This is a genomic window from Brevundimonas sp. RM1 (genome assembly GCF_052907225.1).
Genome location: NZ_JBRERY010000013.1, coordinates 1 through 23,418, shown reverse-complemented (window position 1 = coordinate 23,418; position 23,418 = coordinate 1). Strand labels below are relative to the sequence as shown.

The window sequence follows — 23,418 nt, the reverse complement described above, 5'->3', positions numbered from 1 at the left end:
CGCAACGGCCGCGCTTCAGGATCGTTGTTCACAGCTGGTTGCGGGGTTGAAGCGATGGCTAGGGCTTGGAACGGATGGCGTGTCGCCTTGGCTGCGGGCGTTCTGACGGCCTGCGCGCCCCCCGCCCTGGCTCAGACGCAAGCCGCCGCCGAGACGCCGCGCACGCCCCTGACCTATGCCGAGGCCGAGGCGCGGCTGCGCACGACCTCCAGCCTGGGGCGCGCCGCCGGCTACGGGGTCGAGGCCGCCGAGGCCCAGGCCCAAGTCGCCGCCGGGCTGAACCGGCCCACGGTGTCGCTGGACGCCCAGCTGATCCGCTATCGCAAGACCTTCGACCTGTCGCTGTCGGACGCGCTGGACCGCGCCCAGTCCGACCTCGGCGCCGCCATCCCCGGCTTGATTTCGGACCTGCCGGGCGTGCCGGGCGACGTGCTGAACGCGGTGGGCCAGCGACTTGAGGCCGCCCTGCCGGAGATCTTCGCCGCCCTGCCCCACGACATCCGACTGCAGGTGGACGACACGACCTTCCGCCCGACGGTGACGGCGCTGCAACCGATCTACACCGGCGGGGCCATCCCCGCGCTGCGACGGGCGGCGGCGGCCAATGTCGACCTGGCCGAGGCCCGGCGGCAGGAGGCCCTGAACCTGGAGAGCGTCAACCTGGCCCGCGCCTATTTCGGCCAGGTGCTGGCGGCCGAGGCGCTGAAGATCGCGCTGGAGACCCGCGACGGCTTCGACCTGCACCTGAAGAACGCCCGCCGCATGGAAGAGGAAGGGATGCTCAGCCGCGCCCAAACCCTTCAGGTCGAGGTCGCCCGCGACGCCGCCCAGCGCCAGGTCAACCGCGCCGAGCTGGAGCATGAGAACGCCGTCGCCTCCCTGGCCCGCGTCGCCGACGTCGAGACAGGCGTGACCCCGACCACGCCTCTGTTCGTCAATCGCGATCCGGTCGGCCCCGCCGCCGTCTTCCTGGACAGCGCGAGCCAGTCGAATTCGCGCCTCGTTCAAGCCCAGGCGGGGCGCGATCTGGCCGAGGCCGGAGCGGATCTGGCGGCCTCGCGGATGAAGCCGTCGGTCTACGCCTTCGGCACCTACAACATGAACCCGGACGACGCCCTGCCGACCGAGCCGGACTGGGCCTTTGGGCTGGGTGCCCGCTACACCCTGATGTCATCGCTGGACCGACGGCGGATGCTCGGCGCCGCCCGCGCCCAGGCCTCGGCCGCCGGCGAGGTCGAGCGCCAGGCCCGCGACGACGCCCGCCTGCTGGTCACGCGCGCCTACAACCAGGTCGAGCTGGCGCGGCGGCAGTTCCTGACCATGGACAGCAGCCTGGCGGCCGCGCGCGAGAACCTGCGCGTGCAGGAGGTCGGCTTCCGCGAGGGCGAGGCGACCGCCGCCTCGGTCATCGACGCCCGCAACCTGCTGGGGACGGCGCGGCTGCAACGGGCGGCGGCGGCCTATGAGTACGACCTCAGCCTGTCGGCCCTGCTGGCGGCGGCGGGAAGCGACCAGACCCTGAACGACTATCTGCAACGCGACGACCGGATCAGCGCCCCATGAATCAGCGCCCCATGAGCGAGACGCCTTCCTCGGCCTATACGCCGCCCCAGCCGGCCGAAGCGCCTCCGCCCAAGCCGCGCCGCTCGCCGCTGCCCCTGATCATCGCGGCGGGCTTGGTCCTGCTGATCGCCTTCATCGTCGTGGGCCTGTTCCTGGCCGCCCGCCCGGCGCCGGATCAGGTGCAGGGCATGGTCGAGGCCGAGACCTTCACCGTCGCCACCAAGGTGCCCAGCCGCGTCGAACGCTTCCTGGCCGCCGAGGGCGATCAAGTGAAGGCCGGGCAGGAACTGGCCCTGATGAGCAGCCCCGAGGTCGAGGCCAAGGACGCCCAGGCCCGCGCCCTGCTACAGTCGACGCAGGCCATCCAGTCCATGAGCCGCGAGGGCGCCCGCGCCGAGGACGTCCGGACGGTCGAGTCGATCTGGCGCGCCTCCCAGGCCACGGCCCGCCTGGCCGACCAGACCGCCCGCCGCGCCGAGAACCTGTTCGCCGAGGGAGTCATCTCGGCCCAGCGCCGCGACGAGGCGGTCGCCGCCCGCGCCGCCACCGCCTCCCAGACCGAGGCCGCTCGCCAGCAGTATCTGAAGGCCCTGGCCGGAACCCGCCCGCAGGAGAAGTCCGTCGCCGACGCCAACGTCAGCGGCGCCCGCGCCGCCGTCGCCGAGGTCGAGAGCCTGCAAGGCGAGACCCGCCTGACCGCCCCGCACGGCGGCGAGGTGTCCGAACGCTTCGCCAATGTCGGCGAACTGGTGCTGACGGGGGTGCCGGTCTTCACCATCGTCGACACGGCCGATCCCTGGGTCGCCTTCAGCGTGCGCGAGGACCAGTTCCGCGACCTGAAGATCGGTGCCGTCGTGCGCGGCGACGTGCCCGCGTTGGGCCTAAAGGGCGCCGCCTTCCGCGTCACCGCCATCAGCCCCCAGGGCGAGTTCGCCACCTGGCGCTCGACCCGCCAGTCCAGCGGCTATGACGTGCGCAGCTTCCAGGTGAAGGCCAAGCCCGCCCGGCCGATCCAGGGCCTGCGGCCAGGCATGAGCGTCCTGTTCGACTGGTCGTCGCGATGACGCGCGGCGCGGCCGTCTTCCTCGCGGCCGTTCAGGACGAGACGCGGCGGCTGGCGACCCGCCCGTGGGACGCCTTCGTCGCCTTCGGCCTGCCGCTGATCCTGCTGGCCGTGATCGCGGCCATGCTGGCGCCCGGCGTGGTCCGCCAGGCTCCGGTCGCCGTGGTGGATCAGGATGACTCGGCCTTCAGCCGCGCCGCCATCCGCAACATGGAGGCCAGCCCTGGCGTGCGCGTGGCTCACGCCCCGGCGACAGTGGACGAGGCCGTGGCCCTGATGCGGCGCGGCGAGGTCTACAGCATCGCCCACTTCCCTTCAGGCTTCACCGAAGGCGCCTTTCGCCGCCCGGAACAGGTGACGGTGTCGTTCAACGGCGCCTTCCAGACCGTCGGCGCCCTGTCGGCCCTGGGCCAGTCCTCGGCCATCGCCTCGGCCGCCGCGCCGAGGCTGGAAGAACGGGCGCGCCAGATGGGCCTGCCCGCCACGGCGTTGGAGCCGCCCGCCGTCCAGGTGTCGATCATCGGCAATCCGCAGCTGAGTTTCGAGCTGTTCCTCGGCGGCCTGCTGGCGCCAGGCGTGCTGCACCTGCTGGCGGCCTGTTCGGCGGTGCTGGCGGTCGGACGGCTGATGCAGGGCGGGTCGTTCCAGACGTTCAGAGCGCAGACCGGCGGGCGGACCACGGCTGCCCTGATCGGGCGGCTGACGCCGCACTTCGTCGTCTTCACCCTGTGGGGCCTGGCCTGGATCGGCTGGCTGTGCGGGGTCAGGGGCTGGGGCGTGGCGGGGTCGCTGCCCCTGCTGATGCTGGGCGTGGTCGCCCTGATGGCGGTCAGCGTCGCCCTGTCGGCCCTGCTGGTCGCCCTGCTGGGGGATGTCGACATGGCCTTCTCGGCCACCGCCATCTATTCGGGCGCGGCCATCGCCTTCTCGAACGGCACCCTGCCGCTGGATCACGGGCCGCGCTTCGCCCGGATCTGGAGCGACATCCTGCCCTACACCCACTATCTGCGGCTGCAGATCGGCCAGATGGTGACCGGCGCGGCGCCCGGCGGGGCCTGGCGCGACCTGGCGATCCTCAGCGCCGTCACCCTGATCGCCCTGATCGCATCGGTCGTGCTGATCCGCCTGCGCGCCCGCCGCGCGCCCAAGGCCGAGGCGCTGGCCTTTCCTTTGCCCGAACAGGGCGTCGGCGCCGCCTTCATCGCGACCTTCCGCAACCTGCCGCGCGCCCGGCCGGTCAGCAGCCTGCTGATCCTGGCCGTGGTCCTCTACGCCTTCTACTATCCGGCGGCCTACGCCGGGCAGGCGGCGACGGGCCTGCCGGTCGCCGTGGTGACGCCGACGCAGAGCGCCCTGACCCGCGCCCTGGTCGAAGACCTGAACGCCTCCCACGCGGTCGAGGTCGCCGCCGTCATCCCCTCGACCGCCGAGGCGTCGGACCTGATGCGGCGCGGCGTGGTCGACGGCGTCGTCATCCTGCCCGAGCGGTTCGAGGCCGATCTGGCGCGCGGCGCGCCCGACGGCGTGGCCGTCTGGCTGAACGGCGGCTATCTGGTCCGCGTCACCTCGGTCGGCAAGGCCGTCGCGGCGGCCGCCGCCCATGTCGCCGAGACGCGGCTGGAGGGCCTGCCCGAGGCCGCCCGCGCGGCCAAGCTGGCGCCGAGCCTGAAACAGGTCTCCCTGTTCAACCCGACCGAGGGCTATGGCGACTACGCCGTGCCCGCCGTCAGCCTGATCATCCTGCAACAGACCCTGCTGCTGGGCGCGGGCGTCATCGCCGCCCTGCGTCGCGAGACCGGCGCCGCTCCCCTGCGGCGCAGCGCCCGGCTGGGTCTGTGGCTGGCGCTGACCGCGATCGGCACGGCGTCCTGCCTGTTCTATTTCGGCTTCGTCTTCTGGCTTCAGGACTATCCGCGCGCGGGCGACATGGCCGGGGTGATCCTGTTGGCGCCGGTCTTCTCGGCCGGGGTTGCGGCGCTGGGCCTGCTGCTCGGCGGACTGTTCGACCGGCATGAGCGGGTGTTGCAGGTGCTGGTCGGCACGTCAGCGCCGCTGTTCTTCCTGGCGGGCGCGGCCTGGCCGCACTTCATGATGCCCAAACTGCTGGTCTGGCTGGCGCACCTGTCGCCCTCGACCGCGGCGGTTCAGGCCTTCGTGCGGATGAACGCCATGGGCGCCAGCCTGGCCGAGGTCGCGCCCCAGACGCTGATGCTGGTCGCCCTGGCGCTGGTCTTCGGCGCCCTGTGGCTGTGGCGCGGCGACGACCGCCGCCGCGCCTGAAGGCTCATCCCGCAGCGACCGGCGCCGTCACGCCCGCCGAGGCCATCTCCTGCGCCGCCTGCTGGAAGCCGAACTCCGGCACGGTCTCGCCCTCGCGGTTCGTGGCCTCGGCCCAGCGCGCGATCAGCTGCTCGCCCGCATCCGCGCCCCCGCCGATCCGCACGCCCGGCGTCAGGGTGATGTTGGCCGTGGCGAAATGCCCGCCGCCCGCGCACAGGATGGCCCGCGTCGGCGCGGCCTCGCCCACCAGCGCCAGCAGGCCGGGGCTGACCAGGGCCGGGTCCAGCGCCTTCAGCACCTCTTCGGACAGGATGCCCGCCGTCATCTGGGTGGCGGCGGTCGGCGCCAGGGCGTTGACCTTGATGTTATGCTTGGCGCCCTCGATGGCCAGAGTCTGCATCAGACCGACTTGAGCCAGCTTGGCGGCGCCATAGTTGGCCTGGCCGAAATTGCCGTAGAGGCCGGACGAAGAGGTCGTCATGACGATGCGGCCGTAGGTCTGCGCGCGCATGATCTCCCACACGGCCTTGGAGCAGATGGCCGCCCCCATCAGATGCACGTCCACCACCAGGCGGAAGTCATCGAGGCTCATCTTCGAGAAGCTCTTGTCGCGCAGGATGCCGGCGTTGTTGATCAGGATGTCGATGCGGCCCCAGGCCTTCATCGCCGCCTCGACCATGGCCTGGACCGCGTCGACGTCGGTGACGGAACCCGCCGCCGCCATCGCCTGGCCGCCCGCCGCGACGATCTCGTCCGCCACGCCCTGCGCCGCCGCCTCGGTCAGGTCGTTGACCACGACCTTGGCGCCCTGACCGGCCAGATAGAGGGCGTGACAGCGGCCCAGCCCCCCGCCCGCGCCGGTCACGATGGCGACCCGATCCTTCAACTGCATGAACATCTCCGATGATGGGTGACTGGAAAACCGGCGGGCGTCCTAGCCCTTGAAACCGTCCTTGAGGGCGCGGCGCTCGGCGAAGTCGGCGGCGTCGCGGGCGCGCAGGAAGGGGTTGAAGCGACGCTCGATCCCCACCGTGGTCGGCACGCTTGCCTCGCCGCGCTCACGGGCGGCGAAGATGGCCTCGGCGTGCGCCTTCAACGCCTCATCGGCGTCCGGCAGCGACAGGGCGAAGCGGGCGTTCGAGGCCGTATATTCATGGGCGCAGTAAAGCGTCGTCGCTTCGGGCCAGGCGGCGATGCGGTTCAGGCTGTCCCACATCTGCTGCGGCGTTCCCTCGAACAGCCGCCCGCAGCCCAGGGCGAAGATGACGTCGCCGACGAAGGCCAGCCCATCTTCCGCCGCATGATAGACCACATGGCCCAGGGTATGACCCGGCGACAGCACCACATCGAAGGTCGTTTCACCCAGGCGCACCGCCTCGCCGTCGACCAGAACGTGATCCAGCGGCGCCGCGCGGCGCACCTCTTCCGGCCCGGCGATCTCGCAGCCCGTCTCGGCCTGCAGCCGTTCGTTGCCGCCGGTGTGATCGGCGTGCCAGTGGGTGTTCAGGATCAGATCCAACCGCCCCCAGCCCGACGCCTCCAGATCGGCCAGGACGGCCTCGGCGTCCGGCGTGTCGACGGCGGCGACCAGCCCCGTCGCCTCATCGCGGATCAGGAAGCCGTAGTTGTCGGACAGACAGGGAAACTGGCGAACGGTCAGGGTCATGGGGAGGTCTCCTATCGAAACCCTATCCTAAGCCACGCGAAGAGGAACCCTCCGCCGCCCAGAATGGATGAAGTCGCGCAGACTTTCAGCCATACTGCCCCCCATGCGCCGCAGCATCGACGATCTCCGCACCTTCTACGGCGAGCCGACCGGCGCGCTGGCCCGGCGCATGCTGGCGCGACGGCTGGAGGACGCCTGGGGCGAGGCCAACAACTGCGACGTTCTGGGCCTGGGCTACGCCACGCCCTGGCTGGACGGCTTCATCGGCGCGCGCCGGGTGATCGCCGCCATGCCGGGCGGACAGGGCGCCGAGCAGTGGGCCGCGGCGGGACGCAACCGCACCGTCCTGGTCGACGACCGGCGCCTGCCCTTCGCCGCCGGAACGTTCGACCGCATCCTGCTGGTCCACGCCCTCGAGGAAGCCGACGATCCGCAGGGGCTGCTGGCCGAAGCGGTGCGCGTCCTGGCCCCGGCCGGGCGCATCATCCTGGCGGCGGCGGCGCGCGGCGGCATGTGGGCGCGCGCCGAAACCACCCCCTTCGGCCACGGCCGCCCCTTCACCCGCGGCCAGTTGGAGCGGCTGGTGCGCGAGGTCGGACTGGAGCCCGCCGCCTGGTCGCAGGCCCTTTATGTCCCGCCGTGGCGGCCGATGCTGCCCCTGGCCGACGGTCTGGAGCAGGTGGGGCCGAAGCTCTTTCCCGGCGCGGCGGGCCTGATCATGCTGGAAGCCTCGCGCAGGGCCTACGCCCGCGTGCAGCCCGGCGGCGCGGCCCAGGCCGTGCTGGCCGGACGCCCGGCCCTGACCCCCTCGCCCGCCGCTCGCGATCAAGCGTCCGCCGCGCACCCTATGGTCGCCGCACGCAAACAGCCGTAAAGCCCTCGCCATGCAGAGACTGATCCTGATGCGTCACGCCAAGGCCGAAGCCTCGGCGCCGGGCGGCGACGTGGCCCGTCCCCTGAGCGAGCGCGGCCGCCGCGACGCCGCCGCCATGGGCCGCGCCCTGGCCGAGCGGGGTCTGAAGCCCGACATGGCCCTGATCTCGGGAGCCCAGCGCACGCGCGACACTTGGGATGGCGTCAGCGAGCATTTCGGCGATGTCGAGCTGCACGTCTCCGACGCCCTCTACAACGCCCCCGCCGACGTGCTGCGCCGCGCGGTCGAGGCGGCCGAGGACCAGGCCGGCTGCCTGCTGCTGATCGCCCATAACCCCGGCGTGCACCAGCTGGCGGTCGAGTATCTGATCGAGAGCGCCGCCTCGCCCTCGGTGCTGGACAAGATGAGCGGCGGTTTCCCCACCGGCGCGGCGGCGATCTTCAGCGTCGATGTCGCCGGTCGCCCGTCCTATGAAGGCTGGCTGACGCCGGAGACCCTGGCGTGACCGATCTGCCCGACGTCGCCTTCAAGATCCTGAGCCGCGTCGACTGGCGCGCCGCCCTGGCCGAGGGCCGTTACGACGGCTCGCCCGTGGACGTGGCCGACGGCTACATCCATCTGTCGGCCGCCGACCAGTTGGAAGCCACCGCGGCGAAACACTACGCGGGCCAGACCGAGCTGATGCTGGTCGAGGTCGACCTGACCACCCTGGGCGACGCCCTGATCTGGGAGCCGTCGCGCGGCGGCGCCCTGTTTCCCCACATCTACGGCCCCCTGCCCGTCGCGGCGACGCGCGCCGCCCGCGCCCTGTCGGTGACGGCCGACGGCCGCATGATCGTCGAAGAGACCGCCTGAACATGAGCCTGACCGACCTCGGCGCCTGGGCGCTGCGCCAACTCGACCCGGAAACCGCGCACCGCCTGGCCATCCGCGCCCTGCAGATGACGCCCCTGCCCGCGCCCGGCGCCGACGATCCGATCCTGAAGACCACGATCGCCGGGCTGGAGATGTCCAACCCCGTCGGCCTGGCCGCCGGCCTCGACAAGAACGGCGAGGCGCTGGAAGGCCTGTCGCGCCTGGGCTTCGGCGCCGTGGAGTGCGGTTCGGTCACGCCGCGCGCCCAACCCGGCAATCCCAAGCCGCGCCTGTTCCGACTGGCCGAAGACCGGGCGATCATCAACCGCATGGGCTTCAACAACGAGGGGCTGGAGCCCTTCGCCGCCCGCCTGGCGCGGCGTCCGACCCGCACGGCCATCGGCGCCAACCTGGGCGCCAACAAGGACACCGAAGACAAGGCCGCCGACTATGTCGCGGGGCTGAGGCAACTGGCGGGGCTGGCCGACTATTTCACCGTCAACATCTCCTCGCCCAACACGCCGGGCCTGCGCGCGCTGCAGGGCCGCGAGGCGCTGGACGACCTGCTGGGCCGCATTCATGAGGCCCGCCCCGCCGACGGGGCGCCTGTCTTCCTGAAGATCGCACCCGACCTGATCGGCGAAGAGATCGGCATGATCGTCGAGGCCTCCATCGCCCACCGCATCGACGCCCTGATCGTGTCCAACACGACGCTGGAGCGGCCCGCCTCCCTGCGGTCCGCCTATAAGGGCGAGGCGGGCGGCCTGTCGGGCGCTCCATTGAAACCTTTCGCCCAGAAGGCGCTGGAGGCCGCGGCCGAGGCGGCGGGCGGGCGCCTGCCGCTGATCGCGGTGGGCGGCATCGCCGACGGCGCGGACGCCTATGCCCGCATCCGGGCGGGCGCCTCGGCGGTCCAGGTCTATTCGGCCCTGATCTATGAGGGACCGGGCATGGTCGGCCGGATCAAGCGCGATCTGGCGGCCCGTCTGCGCGCCGACGGCTTCGCCAGCATGGCCGAGGCGACCGCCTCCGGCCGTTGACGGAGCATTAGGTCTCCGTCGCCATGATGCAACCGAGGGGCGCCATCGCCCGTTCGGAACGCCGCATGACGCAGACCGACGCATCCCGGAACGGGTGGGCTTACGCCATCCGACAGCGGCACAAGATGCTGCCCCAACGGCTTGTCGTGGGGTTGGCCTGCGCCCTGTTGTTCAGCCCTATCCTGGGCCTGCCCATCTGCCTGGGCTGGCTGGCGGTCTATCTGCTGATGCAAGCGGCCGAGGCCGCCGCCTTCGCCCCCGTGACGCGCGGCCAGGTCTCCGCGCCCCAGGGCTGGCGCGGCGCCCTGGGCGATCTGGCGCTCACGGCCAACGCCGGGGTCTACGCCAGCATCGCCGTGCCGCTGTGGATCATGGGCGGTCTGCCCGGCGGCGTAGTCGCCACCACCCTTCTGGCGGCGGGCGCGATCAATTCGGTCATCGCCTCGGCCGGCAATATGCGGGTCTTCCTCTGGACGGTCGCGCCCCAGGTGGCGGTGCTGGCCTTGGCGCCGCTGTTCATGGCCCGCCTGGGGGTCGAGGGCCGCTTCATCCTGCCGGTCGCCATCGGCGTCGTGGCCTTCATCTTCTTCTGCCTGACGACCCGCAGCCGCCTTCACGCCGCCGGCGAAGCCGAAGCCCGCGCTCTGAAGGAAGCCGACGGCAAGCGCCGTCAGGCCGAGAGCGTCATGGCCGGCCGCAGCGCTCTTCTGGCCGCCGTCGCCCACGACCTGCGCACCCCGATCGGCGCCATCCTGACCGGCGCCCATGAACTGACGCGCGTCGCCGCCCCCTCGTCCGCGACGCGCCAGCAGACGGCCATGATCGAGGACGCCGGGCTGATGATGAAGGGGCTGCTGGACGACCTGCTGGACCACGCCCGCCTCGACGCCGGGCGCCTGAAGGTCGAGACACGGGATTTCAACCTGCGCGACCTGCTCAACCACACCTTCCGCCTGTGGCAGGGCCCGGTCAGGGCCAAGGGCCTGCGCCTGCGCCTGGACGGCTCGCGTTATATGCCGGGCGTGGTTCAGGGCGACGCCATGCGCCTGCGCCAGGTGCTGAACAACCTGATCTCCAACGCCGTCAAATTCACCGATGCGGGCGTCATCACCATCCGGCTGCGCTCCTGGCGTGATGAAGCCGGGCTGCATGTCCTGCTGATCGACGTGGCCGATACCGGAGCGGGCATGACGGCCGGTCAGATGGACCGCCTCTTCACCCCGTTCGATCAGACCACCGACGGCGTCGCCGCACGCTACGGGGGCTCGGGGCTGGGCCTGGCGATCAGTCGAGATCTGGTCGAGCTGATGGGCGGCCGCCTGACGGTCCGCAGCCAGGCGGGCCAAGGCTCGACCTTCACTGTCGCCCTGACCCTGCCCGAAGGCGTGGAAGAGGCCGCCGCGCTCGCCTCCGACCTCGTCGCCGCTCCCCCTGTCCGCAGCCTGCCTGAACGGGCGCCCATGCCGCCGTCAGCCCCGACCTTGGCTCCAGCCCCGACGCCGCCCTCCGTCATGACTGAGACGGATGCACCGCGCGACGCAGAACGCCCCTTAAGAGTGCTGGTGGTCGACGATCACGCCATCAACCGCCGCGCCATTCAGGTGATCCTGCAAGCCTTCGACTGCGAGCTGACCATGGCCGAGGACGGCCTGGCCGCGCTGAAGGCCTGCGAATCCGGCGTCTTCGACGTCATCTTCATGGATGTGCGGATGCCGGAGCTGGACGGCCGCGAAACCACCCGCCGCCTGCGCTCGGGCCATGGGCCGAACGTCGCGACGCCCGTCATCGCCGTGACCGCCGACACCGCGCCCGAGGACATCGCCGCCTGCCTGGACGCGGGCATGAACCACTTCGTCGCCAAGCCGTTGACCCCGGCGGTGCTGTTGGCCGCCCTGAGCGAGGTGCTGGGCGCGGCCGACGAGGCGGACATCGACGCCCAGGCCGTCGCCTAAGTCGTCGCCTTCTCCAGCAACGCGTCCAGCAGCCGCTCGCCCCAATCCGGCGCCTTCTGCTCGCACTCCCACAGGGTCAGCACGCGCCAGCCCTGCGCCTGCAGCTCCGCCGTGACGCGGTCGTCGCGCGCCCGGTTGCGATCGATCTTGGCCAGCCAGTAGTCGGCGTTGGAGCGGGGCTGGCGCGCCCCGCGCGGGCAGTCATGGCCATGCCAGAAACAGCCGTGGACGAACAGGACGACGCGCCGCCCCTTCATCACCACATCGGGTCGGCCAGGCAGGCCGCAGCCGCCCAGCCGATAGCCGATCCCGGCGCCCCGCAGCAGGCGCCGGACCTTCATCTCGGGCGCGGTGTCGCGCCCCTTCACCCGGCGCATGACGGCGCTGCGTTTTTCCGGGGTGAAGACGTCGCCCATGGTTCAATAAGCGACGCGGGTCGTCACAGCTGGGCCAGCAGGTGCTCGGCCGAGGAGACCTTGAACTCGCCGCCCTGCTCGATGTTGAGCTGGTCGACCACGCCGTCCTTGACCAGCATGGAGTAGCGCTGCGAACGCTCGCCCATGCCGAAGCCCTTGGCGTCCAGCGCCAGGCCCACCGCGCGGGTGAAGTCGCCGTTGCCGTCGGCCAGCATGACCACGTCGTCGGCGCCGTTCAGATCATTGGCCTTGGCCCAGGCGCCCATGACGAAGGCGTCGTTGACCGAGACGCAGGCGACCGTGTCCACGCCCTTGCCCGCCAGATCGGCGCGATGGTCGACATAGCCCGGCAGATGGCGCGCCGAACAGGTCGGGGTGAAGGCGCCCGGCACGGCGAACAAGGCGACCGTCTTGCCGCCGAACAGCTCGGCCGTCGTGACCGGCTTGGGGCCGTCGGGCGTCATGGTCGTCAGGGTGGCGTCGGGAATGCGGTCGCCGATCTGGATGGTCATGTCGGGGTCTCCGGGAGTTCGGCCCGGACGATCCAGGACGATGGGAGTCAGATAGAGACCCGTAAGGAGATCGCCAAGCGCGTGGGCCTTGAGAATGGCTTGCGCCCGCCATCGTCCGCCCCGATGATAGGGGCATGACCGCCTTCTCCTCCCTGACCGGGCGTCTTCTGGTGGCGATGCCGGGCATCGACGACGATCGCTTCCGCCACGCCGTCATCCTGATCTGCGCCCACGACGACGAACACGCCCTGGGCCTGCGCCTGGACCAGCCCGCGCCGGGCGTCTCCCTGGCCGAGGTTCTGGAAAAGCTGGACACCCCCGTCGACGACGCCGCGCGCGACCGTTCGGTGCTGATCGGCGGCCCGGTCGAGCGCGAGCGCGGCTTCGTCCTGCACACCGCCGACTGGACCAGCGAGGACGCCAGCCTGACCTTCGGCGACGGCCTGGCCCTGACCGGCACCCGCGACGCCCTGGCCGCCATGGCCGACGCCGAGGACGGCCCCAGCCGCGCCATCTTGCTGCTGGGCTACGCCGGGTGGGGCGAGGGGCAGTTGGAGGAAGAGCTGAACGAGAACGTCTGGCTGACGACGGACGCCGACCCGGCCCTGATCTTCGACGCCGACTACGACACCAAATGGAGCCGCGCCCTGGCCGCGCTCGGCGTCGACGCCGCCCGCCTGTCCAGCCAGAGCGGCCGGGCCTGAAGGCGGTCGAACGCCCTCAGGCTCCGAGCATCTCGCTGACGAACTCATCGGTGTGACGGCGTTTGGCGGACAGGGCCGCGACGGCGATCCGTCGATCCTTCACCACGACGACCTCGGCCTGCGATCCCCATGTCCCGCCGTTGTGGAAGGCGGCCTCTCCGTCCTTGTGCGGGGCCAGAAGCCAGCAATAGCCGATGGCGACCGCGCCCATCTGGGCCACAGGCGTCTGAGCCCTGAGCACGCCCTTGACGATCTCGTCCGGCCCCTCGCCCCAGGCGGCGCGCAGGAAACGCAGTTGATCCTCGACCGTGGAAGCCAGCATCCCCGCAGGCGCCATCTGGTCGCGCAGATAGGGCACGGGGCGATCCCAGTCGTTGACGCTGATCGCCACCAGATCGGGCTCTTCCTCCGGCCGCAGGAAGTCCGTGCGTCGGATTCCCAGCGGTCTGAGCAGGCGCTGATCCAGCAGATCGGCGAAGTCCATCCCCGCGGCGTGCGCCAGGGCGTCGCCCAGCAGGCTGACGCCCATGCTCGAATACCGAGGCGCTTCGCCGACCCGCGCCTGTTTCACCGCCGCCATGAGCATGGCGCGATACTTCGCTGCATCCACGCCGCGCCACGGATCCTTCACCGACAGGGACAGGGCGGCCAGGCTTTCGCGCCAGAACAGGGGCTTGGGCGTGTTCGGCAGTCCGCTGCGATGGCTGGCCAGCTCAACCAGGGTCGGCGGCCTGACCGGCCAGGGCAGAGCCTTGCCGAACAGATGATCCACCGGCGCCTCGGGATCGACGTCTCCCGCTTCGACCATGACGCCCAGCAAGGAGCCGGTGAAGACCTTGGTGACGGAGCCGATCTCGAACCGTCGGTCGATTTCATGATCGGGGAAGGCGGCGAAACAGAGCCTGGCCCCATCCTGTACGCCGACGGCGAGCGGCGCCGACGAGGCGCCTTTCAGCTTTTCAAAGCTGACATCAAGGCGCTCGTTCGTTTGAGACTCACCTTGTAAACGCATCGACTGTGCGCCCCTGAATGTAAGAACAAGAGGCGATCAATCAGTTCGACAGCAACAGGTTCAAGTTACAAATAACTTAGATAAAGCCTATCCGGCGTCACCTTTAACGCCCGAAGCAAATCTATTTTATACGAAGAGACGCGACACGGCCGCATCTTCTCACCTGCAGCTTGCTGAAGTCAGCCGGACCGCGCCTTGATCGGCGCCGCGCCGTCGGCGAGGGACTCGTTCAGATAGACCTCGGCCTCCTGGGCCGGCAGAGCGGGCGCGTAGCCGAAGCCCTGGCCGTAATGGCAGCCGTCATCGAGCAGCAGTTGCGCCAGGGAGGCGTTCTCGACCCCCTCGGCCACCACTTCCAGCGCCAGATCGCGACCCAGGTTGACGACGGATTTGACGATCTTGGCCGAGCCTTCGTCCTTGTCCATCGTCAGAACGAAGTAGCGATCGATCTTCAACGTGTCGAACGGCAGCTTGGCCAGGTAGGACAAGGACGAGAACCCCGTGCCGAAATCGTCCAGCGCCAGACTGGCCCCCGCCTCGCGCAGGGCCTTCAGCACCTCGGCGGCGCGCGCGGTGTCGCGCATGATGTCGCCCTCGGTGACTTCCAGCTTCAGGGCGCCGCGCGGCAGGCCCGCCTCCTTGATGATGCGGGCCACGTCCTCGACCAGATGGGCGCGCTCGATCTCGCCCACCGACAGGTTGACGCTGCAGAACAGCCGCCCGGCGCCGGGGTGGCGCTGCAGCCATTCGGCCAGCTGACGCGCCGCCTCGGTCATCATCAGCAGGCCCAGTTCGTTCATCAGGCCCATTTCATCGGCCAGGGTCAGGAACTCGTCCGGCGGCACCAGGCCGCGCCGGGGGTGGCGCCAGCGCGCCAGGGCCTCGAAGCCCGCCACGGCGCCGCTGTTCAGATTGACGATCGGCTGGAAGAAGGGCTCGATCTCGCCGCGCACGAAGGCGTTGCGCAGGTCCGCCTCCAGCGCCAGGCGCGACAGGCTGTCGGTCTCCAGCGCCCGGCCATAGGCCGCCGCGCCGCCGCGCCCGGCCTGCTTGGCCTGTTCCACCGCCAGTTCGACCCGCCGCAGAAGCTCGGCGGCGTCCGGCGCGTCCGGTCCGCCCTCGGCCGTCACGGCGCCGATGGACAGGGTCGGATAGATGTCGAAGCCCGCCAGCCGCAGAGGCTGCTCCAGCGCCTCGCGCAGGCGTTCGCTGCCGCTGGCCCCGCTGCCGCCGCGCCGCACCAGGACGGCGAACTCGTCCTCGCCGATGCGGGCCGGGGCGCAATCCTCGGAAAAGGCCGCCGACAGACGCGAGCCCAGGGCCGACAGCACCAGATCGGCGCGCTCATGACCCAGGGCCTCGTTGAGGCGACGCAGCCGGTCCAGGTCGGCCACCACCATCTCATAGTCGCCCGCCGCCGCCAGGGTCTCGGCCACGCGGACCAGGAAGGTGCGTCGATCCAGCAGGCCCGTCAGCGCGTCGCGATCAGCGCCCGCGAACTTGGTTTCAAGCGCGACGATGCCCGCCGCGCGCAAGCCGTCCTCAAGCCAGACGCCGCGCCACAGGCAGGTCTCGCAACCGCGCATCCGCAGGCGCACGGCGATCTCCGTCCCCTCGGCCTGAGGCTTGAGCAGACGATCGGCCAGGGCGCGGTCCTGAGGCATGGCCAGGGCGGTGAAGGCCGCGCCCGAGCATTGCGGCGCCAGCGGCCCCAGACCCAGCGGCCGGGTGGCCCCCGTAAAGCGGATCTGATCCTCGGCGGGCGTCCAGATCCATAGGGCGGCGTCGGCCGCGGCGAGGGCTTCGATCGCCGTGGTCGGATCCCACGTCAGGGCTCTGGATCGTGTGCTCAAGACGGGTCCGATACTCTGACTGAAGGGGCGACGCCGACGGCGAACTCATCACGCAGAACGCCAAACAGCAGATGGTCTGCCCACCGGCCGTTAATTTTCAAATAAGCACGGGCCACGCCTTCCTGCCGAAAGCCCGACTTTTCCAAAACGCGGCGCGAGGCGTGGTTGGTCGGCACGCAGGCGGCCTCGACCCGATGCAGCCCCAGAGCGCTGAAGGCGTGGCCCAACATGGCTCGCGCCGCCGCCGTGCCGACGCCCTGTCCGGCATAGGGGCGGCCGATCCAGTAGCCCAGGGTGCCCGTCTCGGCCACGCCGCGCCGGATGTTGGACAGGGTGATGGCGCCCAGCAGCGCTTCGTCGGCTTGATCGAACACGAACAGGGGCCAGGCCGTGCCCTGCTCCATCTCCCGCGCATAGACGCCCAGGCGGCGGCGATAGGCGGCGCGGGTCAGATCGTCCTCGGCCCAGGCCGGCTCCCACGGCTGCAGATAGTCGCGCGATTCCTCACGCAGGGAGGCCCACGCCACATAGTCCGCAGGGCGCGGCGGGCGCAGCAGAACCCCCTGCCCGTTCAGGACCGGTCCGGTCGCCTCGGCCATCCAATCGAACAGGGCCATGGGGCAGACGATAGCGCGAAGCGATCTCGGCGTCAGCAGGCCGCGATCAGCCCGCCGCCATCCGCTGGCGGAAGACGCGCCCCGCCCCGCCCGCGGCCTTGGGCCCCAGAATCGCCGTCGCCGCCAGTCCCTGGCTCGTCATGGCCTGGCCCACCGCGCGCAGATCCTGCGCCGTCTGCGCCTCGATGCGGGCGGCGCTCTCTTCCGACGAGACGGGCGCGCCGAACGCCAGCGTCTGCCCCGCCAGACGGCCCGAGCGGCTGGCCGGGCTTTCGTCGGCCATCCACAGGCTGGCGTTCAGCACGGCCTTGGCCCGCGCCAGCTCCGCCTCCGTCGGCCCCTTGTCGGCCAGGTCGAGGATTTCGGCGGCGCACAGTTCGGCCAGCTCCAGCGACCGCTCGGCCGCCGCCCCGGCGTAGACGCCCAGCACGCCCAGTTCGTCATAGGTCTCGTGATAGGCGTCGATGGCGTAGGCCAGGCCCCGATCCTCGCGCGCGCTCTGGAACAGGCGCGAGGCCATGCCCCCGCCCAGGATTTCGGTGAACAGGCGCAGGGCCGGCTGGCGCGGATCGCGCACGCCCAGGCTCGGCAGTTGGAAGACCAGATTGGCCTGTTCGATCTTGCGGGCCAGCTTCGCCTCGCCGCCGGTGAAGACGGCCGGCGCCGTCGGTTCATGCGGCGCGGCGACCGCCTGGCCGAACCAGGCCTCGGCCAGGGTCAGCAGTTCGGCCTCGTCGACCGCGCCGGACACCGACACCACCATGTGGTCGGGCGAATAGAGGCGCGCGCGCCAGTCGGCCACGGCCGCCTGGTCGGCGGGCGCCAGGCTGGCGATCGAGCCCAGGATCGGCCGCCCCAGGGCCTGGCCGGCGAAGGCCTGGGTCTGGGCCATCTCGAACACATGATCGTCGGGGGTGTCGAAGGCCTCGGCGATCTCCTGCGCCACCACGTCCTTCTCGCGCTCGATCTCCTCGGACGACAGGGTCGGGCGAAACACCAGGTCGGATAGCACCTGCATGGCCAGCGGCAGGCTGCCCTTCAGGGCGCGCACGTCGAAGCTGGTGCGCTCATAGCCGGTGGCGGCGTTGATCGAGCCGCCCTCTGCCTCGATGCGCTCGACGATCTCGCGCGCGCCCATGTCGCCCGCGCCCTTGAAGACCAGATGCTCCAGCAGGTGCGACCAGCCGGAACGCGCTTCGTCTTCCATGCGGGCGCCGCCGTTGACGGCCACGGTCACGGCGATGGTGCGCAGTCCGGGCATGGGGTCGCACACGACGCGCACGCCGTTGGACAGGGTGTGAAGACGAGCAGTCAGGTCAGCGATCCTTGGAAGGCGTGGGGCGATAGCGGCGCAGCAGCAGGGCCGCATAGAAGACGACCAGGGTGATCGCCAGGCCGAACCAGGTCAGGGCGTAGCCCAGGTGGTTGTTGCTGAAGGCGGCGGGCGGCGCCACCGGCCGCAACGCCGTCAGTTCAGGATTGGCCGAGGTGGTGGCATAGACGGTGTAGGACGACACCGCCCCCGTCACGCCCAGGGCCTGAGCCATCGCCGCCCGGTCGCGACCGTAGAAGAGCTTGCCCGAGGGCGGCGGGGTCATGGCGTTGGGAGCGGGCGCCTGGCGCACCACGCCCGCGATGACGACCGGCATGGCGGCCTCGGCCTGCACGGCCGGACGCTCGACGGTCTCGGCGGGCAGGAAGCCGCGGTCGATCAGCACCGTCCCCCGCCCCTCGACCGGACAGGCCGAAATCAGCCGCACCCCGGCGTCGCCGTCCTCGATGCTCTGAAGCTCGACGAAGGGCGCCGCGTTCAGGCCGCGGCAGGTCACGACCACCTGGCGGAACTCGGGATCCTCCAGCGCCAGGGCTTCGGCCAGGGGAAGCGGCGCCTGGGTCGCAGCGACCTCGGCCTTGTCGATCAGGTCCAGCTTCCACTGCAGCCGCTGCACCTGCCACACGCCCAGCGTCAGCAGGGCGCCCAACAGCAGGACGGCGATCACGGTCAGGATGATGGGAAAGCGAGGCCGGGCGGCGACGGTCATCGGGTCTCTCGGTGGGAATCGGCGCCGCGCTGGCGCAGCATCTGCAGGGCCGTCATCAGCCCTTTGCCCGGCCGCATCAAGGCCACGGCCAGAACCGCCACCAGCGGCAACCAGATGATCAGGTGCAGCCAGATCGGCGGGCTCCAGGCGATCTCGACGGCCAGGGCGGAGAAGCCGACCAGAAAGCCCGCGATCTGCATGACGAAGGTGGCCGCGCCGTCGCCCGTCTCGACCGCGCCCAGGTCATAGCCGCAGGCCTCGCAGACAGCGCGGCGCTTCAGGAAGCCCTGGAACAGAGGCCCGCGCCCGCAGGCCGGACAGCGCCCCATCAGCCCCGCGCGAACGGCGGGCCAGACAAGCAAATCGGCGCGGGGCTTAGGGCCCCGCGCCGACGAAAGCTCGATTTGTTCGTCGCGTTCGATCAACCGAAGACGACGTACATGAAGACGAAGAGGAACAGCCACACCACGTCGACGAAGTGCCAGTACCAGGCGGCGGCTTCGAGACCGAAGTGCTTCTGCGGGGTCATCTGACCGGCGTAGAGACGCAGCAGGCAGACGGCCAGGAAGATGGTGCCGACCAGGACGTGGAAGCCGTGGAAGCCCGTCGTCATGAAGAAGATGGAGCCGTACAGCTTCGACTGGGCCGCTTCTTCGCTGAAGAACAGGTGGCCGTGCAGGATGTGGTAATATTCATAGGCCTGAACGCCGGTGAACAGCACGCCCAGCAGGACGGTGATCAGCAGGCCCAGCTTGGCGCCCTTGCGGTCGCCGCCGATCAGGGCGTGGTGCGCCCAGGTCAGGGTCGTGCCCGACAGCAGCAGGATGACCGTGTTCATGAGCGGCAGGCTCCACGGATCCAGCAGCTCGACGCCCTTGGGCGGCCAGGTCTGCCAGGCGGTCGCCGTGTCGGCCCAGTTGCCGACTTCCGGGATGATCGTGCGCGCTTCGTTGAAGATCGCCATGTCGAAGAACATCCAGAAGAAGGAGACGAAGAACATCACCTCCGACGCGATGAACAGCACCATGCCGTAGCGCAGGCCGATGCCGACGACCGGGGTGTGGTCGCCCTTCTTGGATTCCTTGATGACGTCGGCCCACCAGCCGTACATCGTGAACAGCACGCCCGCGAGGCCGGCGAAGAACAGCCACTTGGTGCCTTCCGGCAGACCGAACAGGCCCTTCATCCACATCACGGCGCCCACGAACATGATGCAGGCGGAGAAGGAGGCGATCAGCGGCCAGGGGCTCGGATCGACCAGATGGTAGTCGTGTTGCGGTTTCGCGTGAGCGTCAGCCATTCCCAAGGTCTCTGAATTAAGGCGAGAGTCGTTTGAAGAGGGCTATAGCCCCCGCTCTCCGGCTTTGCCAACAGCAGAGTCGTTCGCAACGGCCTGCTGAAAGCCTTTGGTTGGAAAGAAGGTGTAGCTGAGGGTGATTTCGCGCACCCCCTTCACCTCGGCGTCGGTCGCCATCTCGGGCGCGACGAAATACTGCATCGGGAAGGAAACGGTCGCGCCCGGCGCGATCTCCTGCCCTTCGAAGCAGAAGCACTGCAGCTTCTGGAAGTACGGACCGGCCCGCTCTGGCACGACGTTATAGGCCGCCGTGGCGTGGATCGTCTGGTTCGAGGTGTTGGTCACTTCGAAATAGGCCATGCCCGTCTCGCCGATGCGGACCTTCTGGCTGAACTGCTCGGCCTTGAAGGTCATCGGCAGGTCGCGGACGTTGGTGTCGAAGCGGATCAGGACTTCCTGATCCAGTATCTCGGTCGGCGCCGCCTCGGCCTTCATGGTCGTGCCGTCAAAGCCCGTGACCTGGCAGAACAGCCGGTACAGCGGCACGGCGGCGAAGGCCGCGCCCGTCATGAAAATGACCAAGGCCGCGCACAGCAGCGCGACCGAATTCTTGTTCTTCACGGCCCTCAAGGCTCCTGGGTTGCGGGCGCGGGAACGGGTGCGTCCGGCTGGACCGGCGCCGGCAGGGCCGGATCGGCCCTCTCCAGCGTGGCCAGGGCCGCCGCCTCGGCTTCATGTCGCGCCTGGTTGTTGGCGTGCATGCGCGACACCGTCACGGTGTAGACCAGGGCGATGAAGGCCAGCAGGCCCAGGGCGATGGCCACGTTGCGACGCTTGCGCGCACGAACCTGTTCATCGTTCAGCTTCAGGTACTGGAGGTTGGACATGGCTTCAGACTCCGACGCCCGACAGATGCTCGACCAACAGGGCCGAGAACAACGCCATCAGGTACAAGATCGAAAAGGCGAACAGGTTGCGGGCCGGTTTGGCCTCGGCCCGGACGTCATACAATGCGGCCTCTCGCCCCACGGCCTCGGCCTTGTCGGGCTGATCGCCGGCGCGCGAACGCCACAGGCGGAAGGCCAGGGCCAGGAAGCCCAAGCCGCCCGCGACCGAGACCACCAGATAGATGGGGCCGCCCAGGCCGGTGAAGGCGGGCGCAATCGCCACGGGCACGAAGGCCAGGCTGTAGAGCATGATCTGCAGACGGGTGGACTTGGCTCCGCGCGCCACCGGCATCATCGGAATGCCCGCCTTGGCGTAGTCGCCGGCCGAATAGAGGGTCAGGGCCCAGGTGTGCGGCGGCGTCCACATGAAGATGATCAGGAACAGCAGCCAGGCCTGCCACGGCGCGTCGCCCGTCACCGCCGCCCAGCCGATCACGGGCGGCAAGGCCCCGGCCGCGCCGCCGATGACGATGTTCTGGGGCGTGCGGCGCTTCAGCACCAGGGTGTAGAGCCAGGCGTAGTAGACGATGGTCAGGGCCAGCAGGCCGCCCGCCAGCCAATTGGTCGTCATGCCCAGCAGCATGACCGAGAAGATCGACAGCACCATGCCGAAGGCGATGGCGTCGTTCTTGCGCACGCGTCCGGCCGCGACCGGGCGTCCGCGCGTGCGACGCATCAGGGCGTCGGTCTCGCCCTCGACCGCCATGTTCAGCGCGCCCGCCGCCCCGGCGCCGATGGCGATGCATAGAACGGCGATGACGGCGTTGACCCAGCTCAGCTGTCCCGGCGCCACGACCAGGCCCGTCACCGCTGTGAACACCACAAGCGACATGACGCGCGGTTTCAACAACTGGAAGAAGTCTTCCGGCTGGGCCGTGGTGACGAGGGGCGTTTCTTGGGCGGGGCGTTCGATCATGGTCATAAAGCGCGAAGGCCGCCCTTCCGGTTACGGAAGGGCGGCCTCTCCGAGTCTATCCGATACGGATCAGTGGTTGTCCGCCTTGACCACCGGCAGTTCGTTGAACTGGTGGTGCGGCGGCGGCGAGGACAGGGTCCACTCCAGCGTGGTGGCGCCTTCGCCCCACGGGTTGGCCTCGGCCTTGCGGCGACGGATGGCGGATTCCACCAGCAGCACCAGGAACACGCCCACGCCGATGATGGTGATCAGATAGCCGACCGACGAGACGTGGTTCCAGTAGGTGAAGGCTTCCGGATAGTCGACGTAGCGACGCGGCATGCCCTGCAGACCCAGGAAGTGCTGCGGGAAGAACACCAGGTTCACGCCCACGAACATGATCCAGAAGTGAGCCTGAGCCAGGAACTCGTTGTACTTCACCCCGAACATCTTCTCGTACCAGTAGTAGAAGGCCGCGAAGATCGAGAAGATGGCGCCCAGCGACAGCACATAGTGGAAGTGCGCCACGACGTAGTAGGTGTCGTGCAGGCTGTAGTCGATGCCGGCGTTCGACAGGACCACGCCGGTCACGCCGCCGACGGTGAACAGGAAGATGAAGCCCATCGCCCACAGCATGGGCGCCTTGAAGGTGATGGAGCCGCCCCACATGGTGGCGATCCAGCTGAAGATCTTCACGCCCGTGGGCACGGCGATGATCATGGTCGCGGCCACGAAGTAGGCGCGCAGGTTCACGCTCATGCCGACCGTATACATGTGGTGCGCCCACACGATGAAGCCGATGAAGCCGATGGCGACCATGGCGTAGGCCATCGCGAGGTAGCCGAAGATCGGCTTCTTCGAGAAGGTCGAGACGATGTGCGAGATCATGCCGAAGCCCGGCAGGATCATGATGTACACTTCGGGGTGGCCGAAGAACCAGAACAGGTGCTGGTACATCACCGGGTCGCCGCCGCCGGCCGGATCGAAGAACGACGTGCCGAAGTTACGGTCGGTCAGCAACATGGTGATGGCGCCCGCCAGAACCGGCAGCGACAGCAGCAGCAGGAAGGCCGTGATCAGCACGCCCCAGGCGAACAGCGGCATGCGGTGCAGGGTCATGCCCGGCGCGCGCATGTTGAAGATGGTGGTGATGAAGTTGATCGCGCCCAGGATCGACGAGGCGCCCGCGACGTGCAGCGAGAAGATCGCCAGGTCGAACGACGGTCCCGTGTGGCCCATGGTCGACAGCGGCGGATAGGAGGTCCATCCCCCGCCGAAGCCGCGGCCCGGCCCGCCGTCGACGAACATCGACAGCACCAGCAGCACGAAGGCGAAGAAGATCAGCCAGAACGAGATGTTGTTCAGGCGCGGGAAGGCCATGTCCGGCGCCCCGATCATGATCGGGATGAAGTAGTTGCCGAAACCGCCCATCGTCGCGGGCATAACGACGAAGAACACCATGATCAGGGCGTGGGCCGTGACCGTGACGTTGTAGCCATGCTTGGACGCCTCGACGATCCCCAGTTGCTGGATGATCGTGCCTTCCTTGAACAGCTGGATGCCCGGCTCGGCCAGTTCCCAGCGGATCAGGCCCGACAGGGCGCCGCCGACAAGGCCGGTGAAGATGGCGAACACCAGGTACAGAATCCCGATGTCCTTGTGGTTGGTCGACAGGAACCAGCGGGTGAAGAAGCCCGGCTTATGGTCGTGTGAATCGTGAACAGCAGCGGTGGCCATGGGTCTGGGCTCTCGCGTCTCTCTTACTGAGCGGCCGGCGCGGCGGGCGCGGCGGCGGTTGCGGGGGCCGCAGGCGCGGCGTCGGTCGGGGCG

At 69.7% G+C, this 23,418-nt stretch carries 24 protein-coding genes; 9 read left to right on the top strand and 15 right to left on the bottom strand.

Annotation, left to right across the window (positions count from 1 at the left end):
• Positions 1 to 87: 87 nt before the first annotated feature.
• The 3 genes from ACU5AP_RS12065 to ACU5AP_RS12055 are packed head-to-tail and all read left to right on the top strand — an operon-like array spanning position 88 to position 4,906.
• Positions 88 to 1,563 (top strand): TolC family protein, encoded by a 1,476-nt coding sequence (locus ACU5AP_RS12065; RefSeq protein ID WP_446681292.1) that lies wholly within the window; start codon positions 88 to 90, stop codon positions 1,561 to 1,563.
• 11 nt (positions 1,564 to 1,574) lie between these two features.
• Positions 1,575 to 2,627 carry an HlyD family secretion protein gene (locus tag ACU5AP_RS12060; RefSeq protein ID WP_446681291.1) on the top strand — a complete coding sequence of 351 codons (1,053 nt, stop codon included), beginning with the start codon at positions 1,575 to 1,577 and terminating at the stop codon, positions 2,625 to 2,627.
• Entirely contained in the window at positions 2,624 to 4,906 is a 2,283-nt protein-coding gene (locus ACU5AP_RS12055) for an ABC transporter permease (RefSeq protein WP_446681290.1), read from the top strand. The genes ACU5AP_RS12060 and ACU5AP_RS12055 overlap by 4 nt, the downstream gene beginning before the upstream one ends.
• A 4-nt stretch (positions 4,907 to 4,910) precedes the next feature.
• Here ACU5AP_RS12055 and ACU5AP_RS12050 read toward each other — a convergent pair whose 3' ends face one another.
• Both ACU5AP_RS12050 and gloB read right to left on the bottom strand, forming a co-directional pair.
• Positions 4,911 to 5,798 (bottom strand): SDR family NAD(P)-dependent oxidoreductase, encoded by an 888-nt coding sequence (locus tag ACU5AP_RS12050; RefSeq protein ID WP_446681289.1) that lies wholly within the window; start codon positions 5,796 to 5,798, stop codon positions 4,911 to 4,913.
• A 42-nt stretch (positions 5,799 to 5,840) separates the two neighbouring features.
• Positions 5,841 to 6,572, bottom strand: a complete 732-nt coding sequence (gloB, locus tag ACU5AP_RS12045; RefSeq protein ID WP_046652128.1) for a hydroxyacylglutathione hydrolase — start codon at positions 6,570 to 6,572, stop codon at positions 5,841 to 5,843.
• A gap of 103 nt (positions 6,573 to 6,675) precedes the next feature.
• On the opposite strand from gloB, the gene ACU5AP_RS12040 reads away from it, so the two are divergent.
• The 5 genes from ACU5AP_RS12040 (at position 6,676) to ACU5AP_RS12020 (ending at position 11,293) form a co-directional block, all read left to right on the top strand.
• On the top strand, positions 6,676 to 7,446 hold the full coding sequence (locus tag ACU5AP_RS12040) for a class I SAM-dependent methyltransferase (RefSeq protein ID WP_076223677.1): 771 nt from the start codon (positions 6,676 to 6,678) through the stop codon (positions 7,444 to 7,446).
• A gap of 10 nt (positions 7,447 to 7,456) precedes the next feature.
• Positions 7,457 to 7,951 (top strand): SixA phosphatase family protein, encoded by a 495-nt coding sequence (locus ACU5AP_RS12035; protein ID WP_046652130.1) that lies wholly within the window; start codon positions 7,457 to 7,459, stop codon positions 7,949 to 7,951.
• Entirely contained in the window at positions 7,948 to 8,301 is a 354-nt protein-coding gene (locus ACU5AP_RS12030; protein WP_128720632.1) for a DUF952 domain-containing protein, read from the top strand. The genes ACU5AP_RS12035 and ACU5AP_RS12030 overlap by 4 nt, the downstream gene beginning before the upstream one ends.
• A gap of 2 nt (positions 8,302 to 8,303) precedes the next feature.
• Positions 8,304 to 9,341 (top strand): quinone-dependent dihydroorotate dehydrogenase, encoded by a 1,038-nt coding sequence (locus ACU5AP_RS12025; RefSeq protein WP_128720633.1) that lies wholly within the window; start codon positions 8,304 to 8,306, stop codon positions 9,339 to 9,341.
• A gap of 65 nt (positions 9,342 to 9,406) precedes the next feature.
• Positions 9,407 to 11,293, top strand: a complete 1,887-nt coding sequence (locus ACU5AP_RS12020; RefSeq protein ID WP_223850891.1) for an ATP-binding protein — start codon at positions 9,407 to 9,409, stop codon at positions 11,291 to 11,293.
• On the opposite strand, the gene ACU5AP_RS12015 is transcribed toward ACU5AP_RS12020, so the two are convergent.
• Together ACU5AP_RS12015 and ACU5AP_RS12010 are read right to left on the bottom strand one after the other, a co-directional pair.
• Positions 11,290 to 11,709, bottom strand: coding sequence for a very short patch repair endonuclease (locus tag ACU5AP_RS12015; RefSeq protein WP_128720635.1), 420 nt, complete (start codon positions 11,707 to 11,709; stop codon positions 11,290 to 11,292). The genes ACU5AP_RS12020 and ACU5AP_RS12015 overlap by 4 nt on opposite strands.
• A 23-nt stretch (positions 11,710 to 11,732) precedes the next feature.
• On the bottom strand, positions 11,733 to 12,221 hold the full coding sequence (locus tag ACU5AP_RS12010; RefSeq protein WP_088410358.1) for a peroxiredoxin: 489 nt from the start codon (positions 12,219 to 12,221) through the stop codon (positions 11,733 to 11,735).
• Positions 12,222 to 12,355: 134 nt separating this feature from the next.
• On the opposite strand from ACU5AP_RS12010, the gene ACU5AP_RS12005 reads away from it, so the two are divergent.
• Positions 12,356 to 12,925 carry a YqgE/AlgH family protein gene (locus ACU5AP_RS12005; protein WP_003165965.1) on the top strand — a complete coding sequence of 190 codons (570 nt, stop codon included), beginning with the start codon at positions 12,356 to 12,358 and terminating at the stop codon, positions 12,923 to 12,925.
• Between the two features lie 16 nt (positions 12,926 to 12,941).
• On the opposite strand, the gene ACU5AP_RS12000 is transcribed toward ACU5AP_RS12005, so the two are convergent.
• The 11 genes from ACU5AP_RS12000 to ctaD form a co-directional block, all read right to left on the bottom strand.
• A complete protein-coding gene (locus ACU5AP_RS12000; protein WP_313391984.1) occupies positions 12,942 to 13,937 on the bottom strand; it encodes a serine hydrolase domain-containing protein in 996 nt (331 codons plus the stop codon).
• A 179-nt stretch (positions 13,938 to 14,116) separates the two neighbouring features.
• Complete coding sequence (locus tag ACU5AP_RS11995) at positions 14,117 to 15,790, bottom strand: putative bifunctional diguanylate cyclase/phosphodiesterase (RefSeq protein ID WP_003165967.1); 1,674 nt, start codon at positions 15,788 to 15,790, stop codon at positions 14,117 to 14,119.
• Positions 15,787 to 16,407: a GNAT family N-acetyltransferase gene (locus ACU5AP_RS11990; RefSeq protein WP_046652135.1), complete on the bottom strand. Its 621-nt coding sequence runs from the start codon at positions 16,405 to 16,407 to the stop codon at positions 15,787 to 15,789. The genes ACU5AP_RS11995 and ACU5AP_RS11990 overlap by 4 nt, the downstream gene beginning before the upstream one ends.
• 46 nt (positions 16,408 to 16,453) lie before the next feature.
• Entirely contained in the window at positions 16,454 to 17,668 is a 1,215-nt protein-coding gene (locus ACU5AP_RS11985; protein ID WP_446681288.1) for a M16 family metallopeptidase, read from the bottom strand.
• A gap of 55 nt (positions 17,669 to 17,723) precedes the next feature.
• Entirely contained in the window at positions 17,724 to 18,449 is a 726-nt protein-coding gene (locus ACU5AP_RS11980; protein WP_446681287.1) for an SURF1 family protein, read from the bottom strand.
• Complete coding sequence (locus ACU5AP_RS11975; RefSeq protein WP_446681286.1) at positions 18,446 to 18,874, bottom strand: DUF983 domain-containing protein; 429 nt, start codon at positions 18,872 to 18,874, stop codon at positions 18,446 to 18,448. Before ACU5AP_RS11975 ends, ACU5AP_RS11980 begins: the two co-directional genes overlap by 4 nt.
• Positions 18,871 to 19,749 carry a cytochrome c oxidase subunit 3 gene (locus tag ACU5AP_RS11970; protein ID WP_046652137.1) on the bottom strand — a complete coding sequence of 293 codons (879 nt, stop codon included), beginning with the start codon at positions 19,747 to 19,749 and terminating at the stop codon, positions 18,871 to 18,873. Before ACU5AP_RS11970 ends, ACU5AP_RS11975 begins: the two co-directional genes overlap by 4 nt.
• Before the next feature lie 42 nt (positions 19,750 to 19,791).
• Complete coding sequence (locus ACU5AP_RS11965; protein ID WP_003165975.1) at positions 19,792 to 20,367, bottom strand: cytochrome c oxidase assembly protein; 576 nt, start codon at positions 20,365 to 20,367, stop codon at positions 19,792 to 19,794.
• A 5-nt stretch (positions 20,368 to 20,372) separates the two neighbouring features.
• The gene (locus tag ACU5AP_RS11960) at positions 20,373 to 20,633 is read right to left on the bottom strand and encodes a hypothetical protein (protein ID WP_003165976.1); all 261 of its coding nucleotides are present in this window, start codon (positions 20,631 to 20,633) and stop codon (positions 20,373 to 20,375) included.
• 4 nt (positions 20,634 to 20,637) lie between these two features.
• Complete coding sequence (gene cyoE / locus ACU5AP_RS11955) at positions 20,638 to 21,615, bottom strand: heme o synthase (RefSeq protein ID WP_003165977.1); 978 nt, start codon at positions 21,613 to 21,615, stop codon at positions 20,638 to 20,640.
• Between the two features lie 63 nt (positions 21,616 to 21,678).
• Entirely contained in the window at positions 21,679 to 23,325 is a 1,647-nt protein-coding gene (gene ctaD, locus ACU5AP_RS11950) for a cytochrome c oxidase subunit I (RefSeq protein WP_046652139.1), read from the bottom strand.
• Positions 23,326 to 23,418 lie beyond the last annotated feature (93 nt).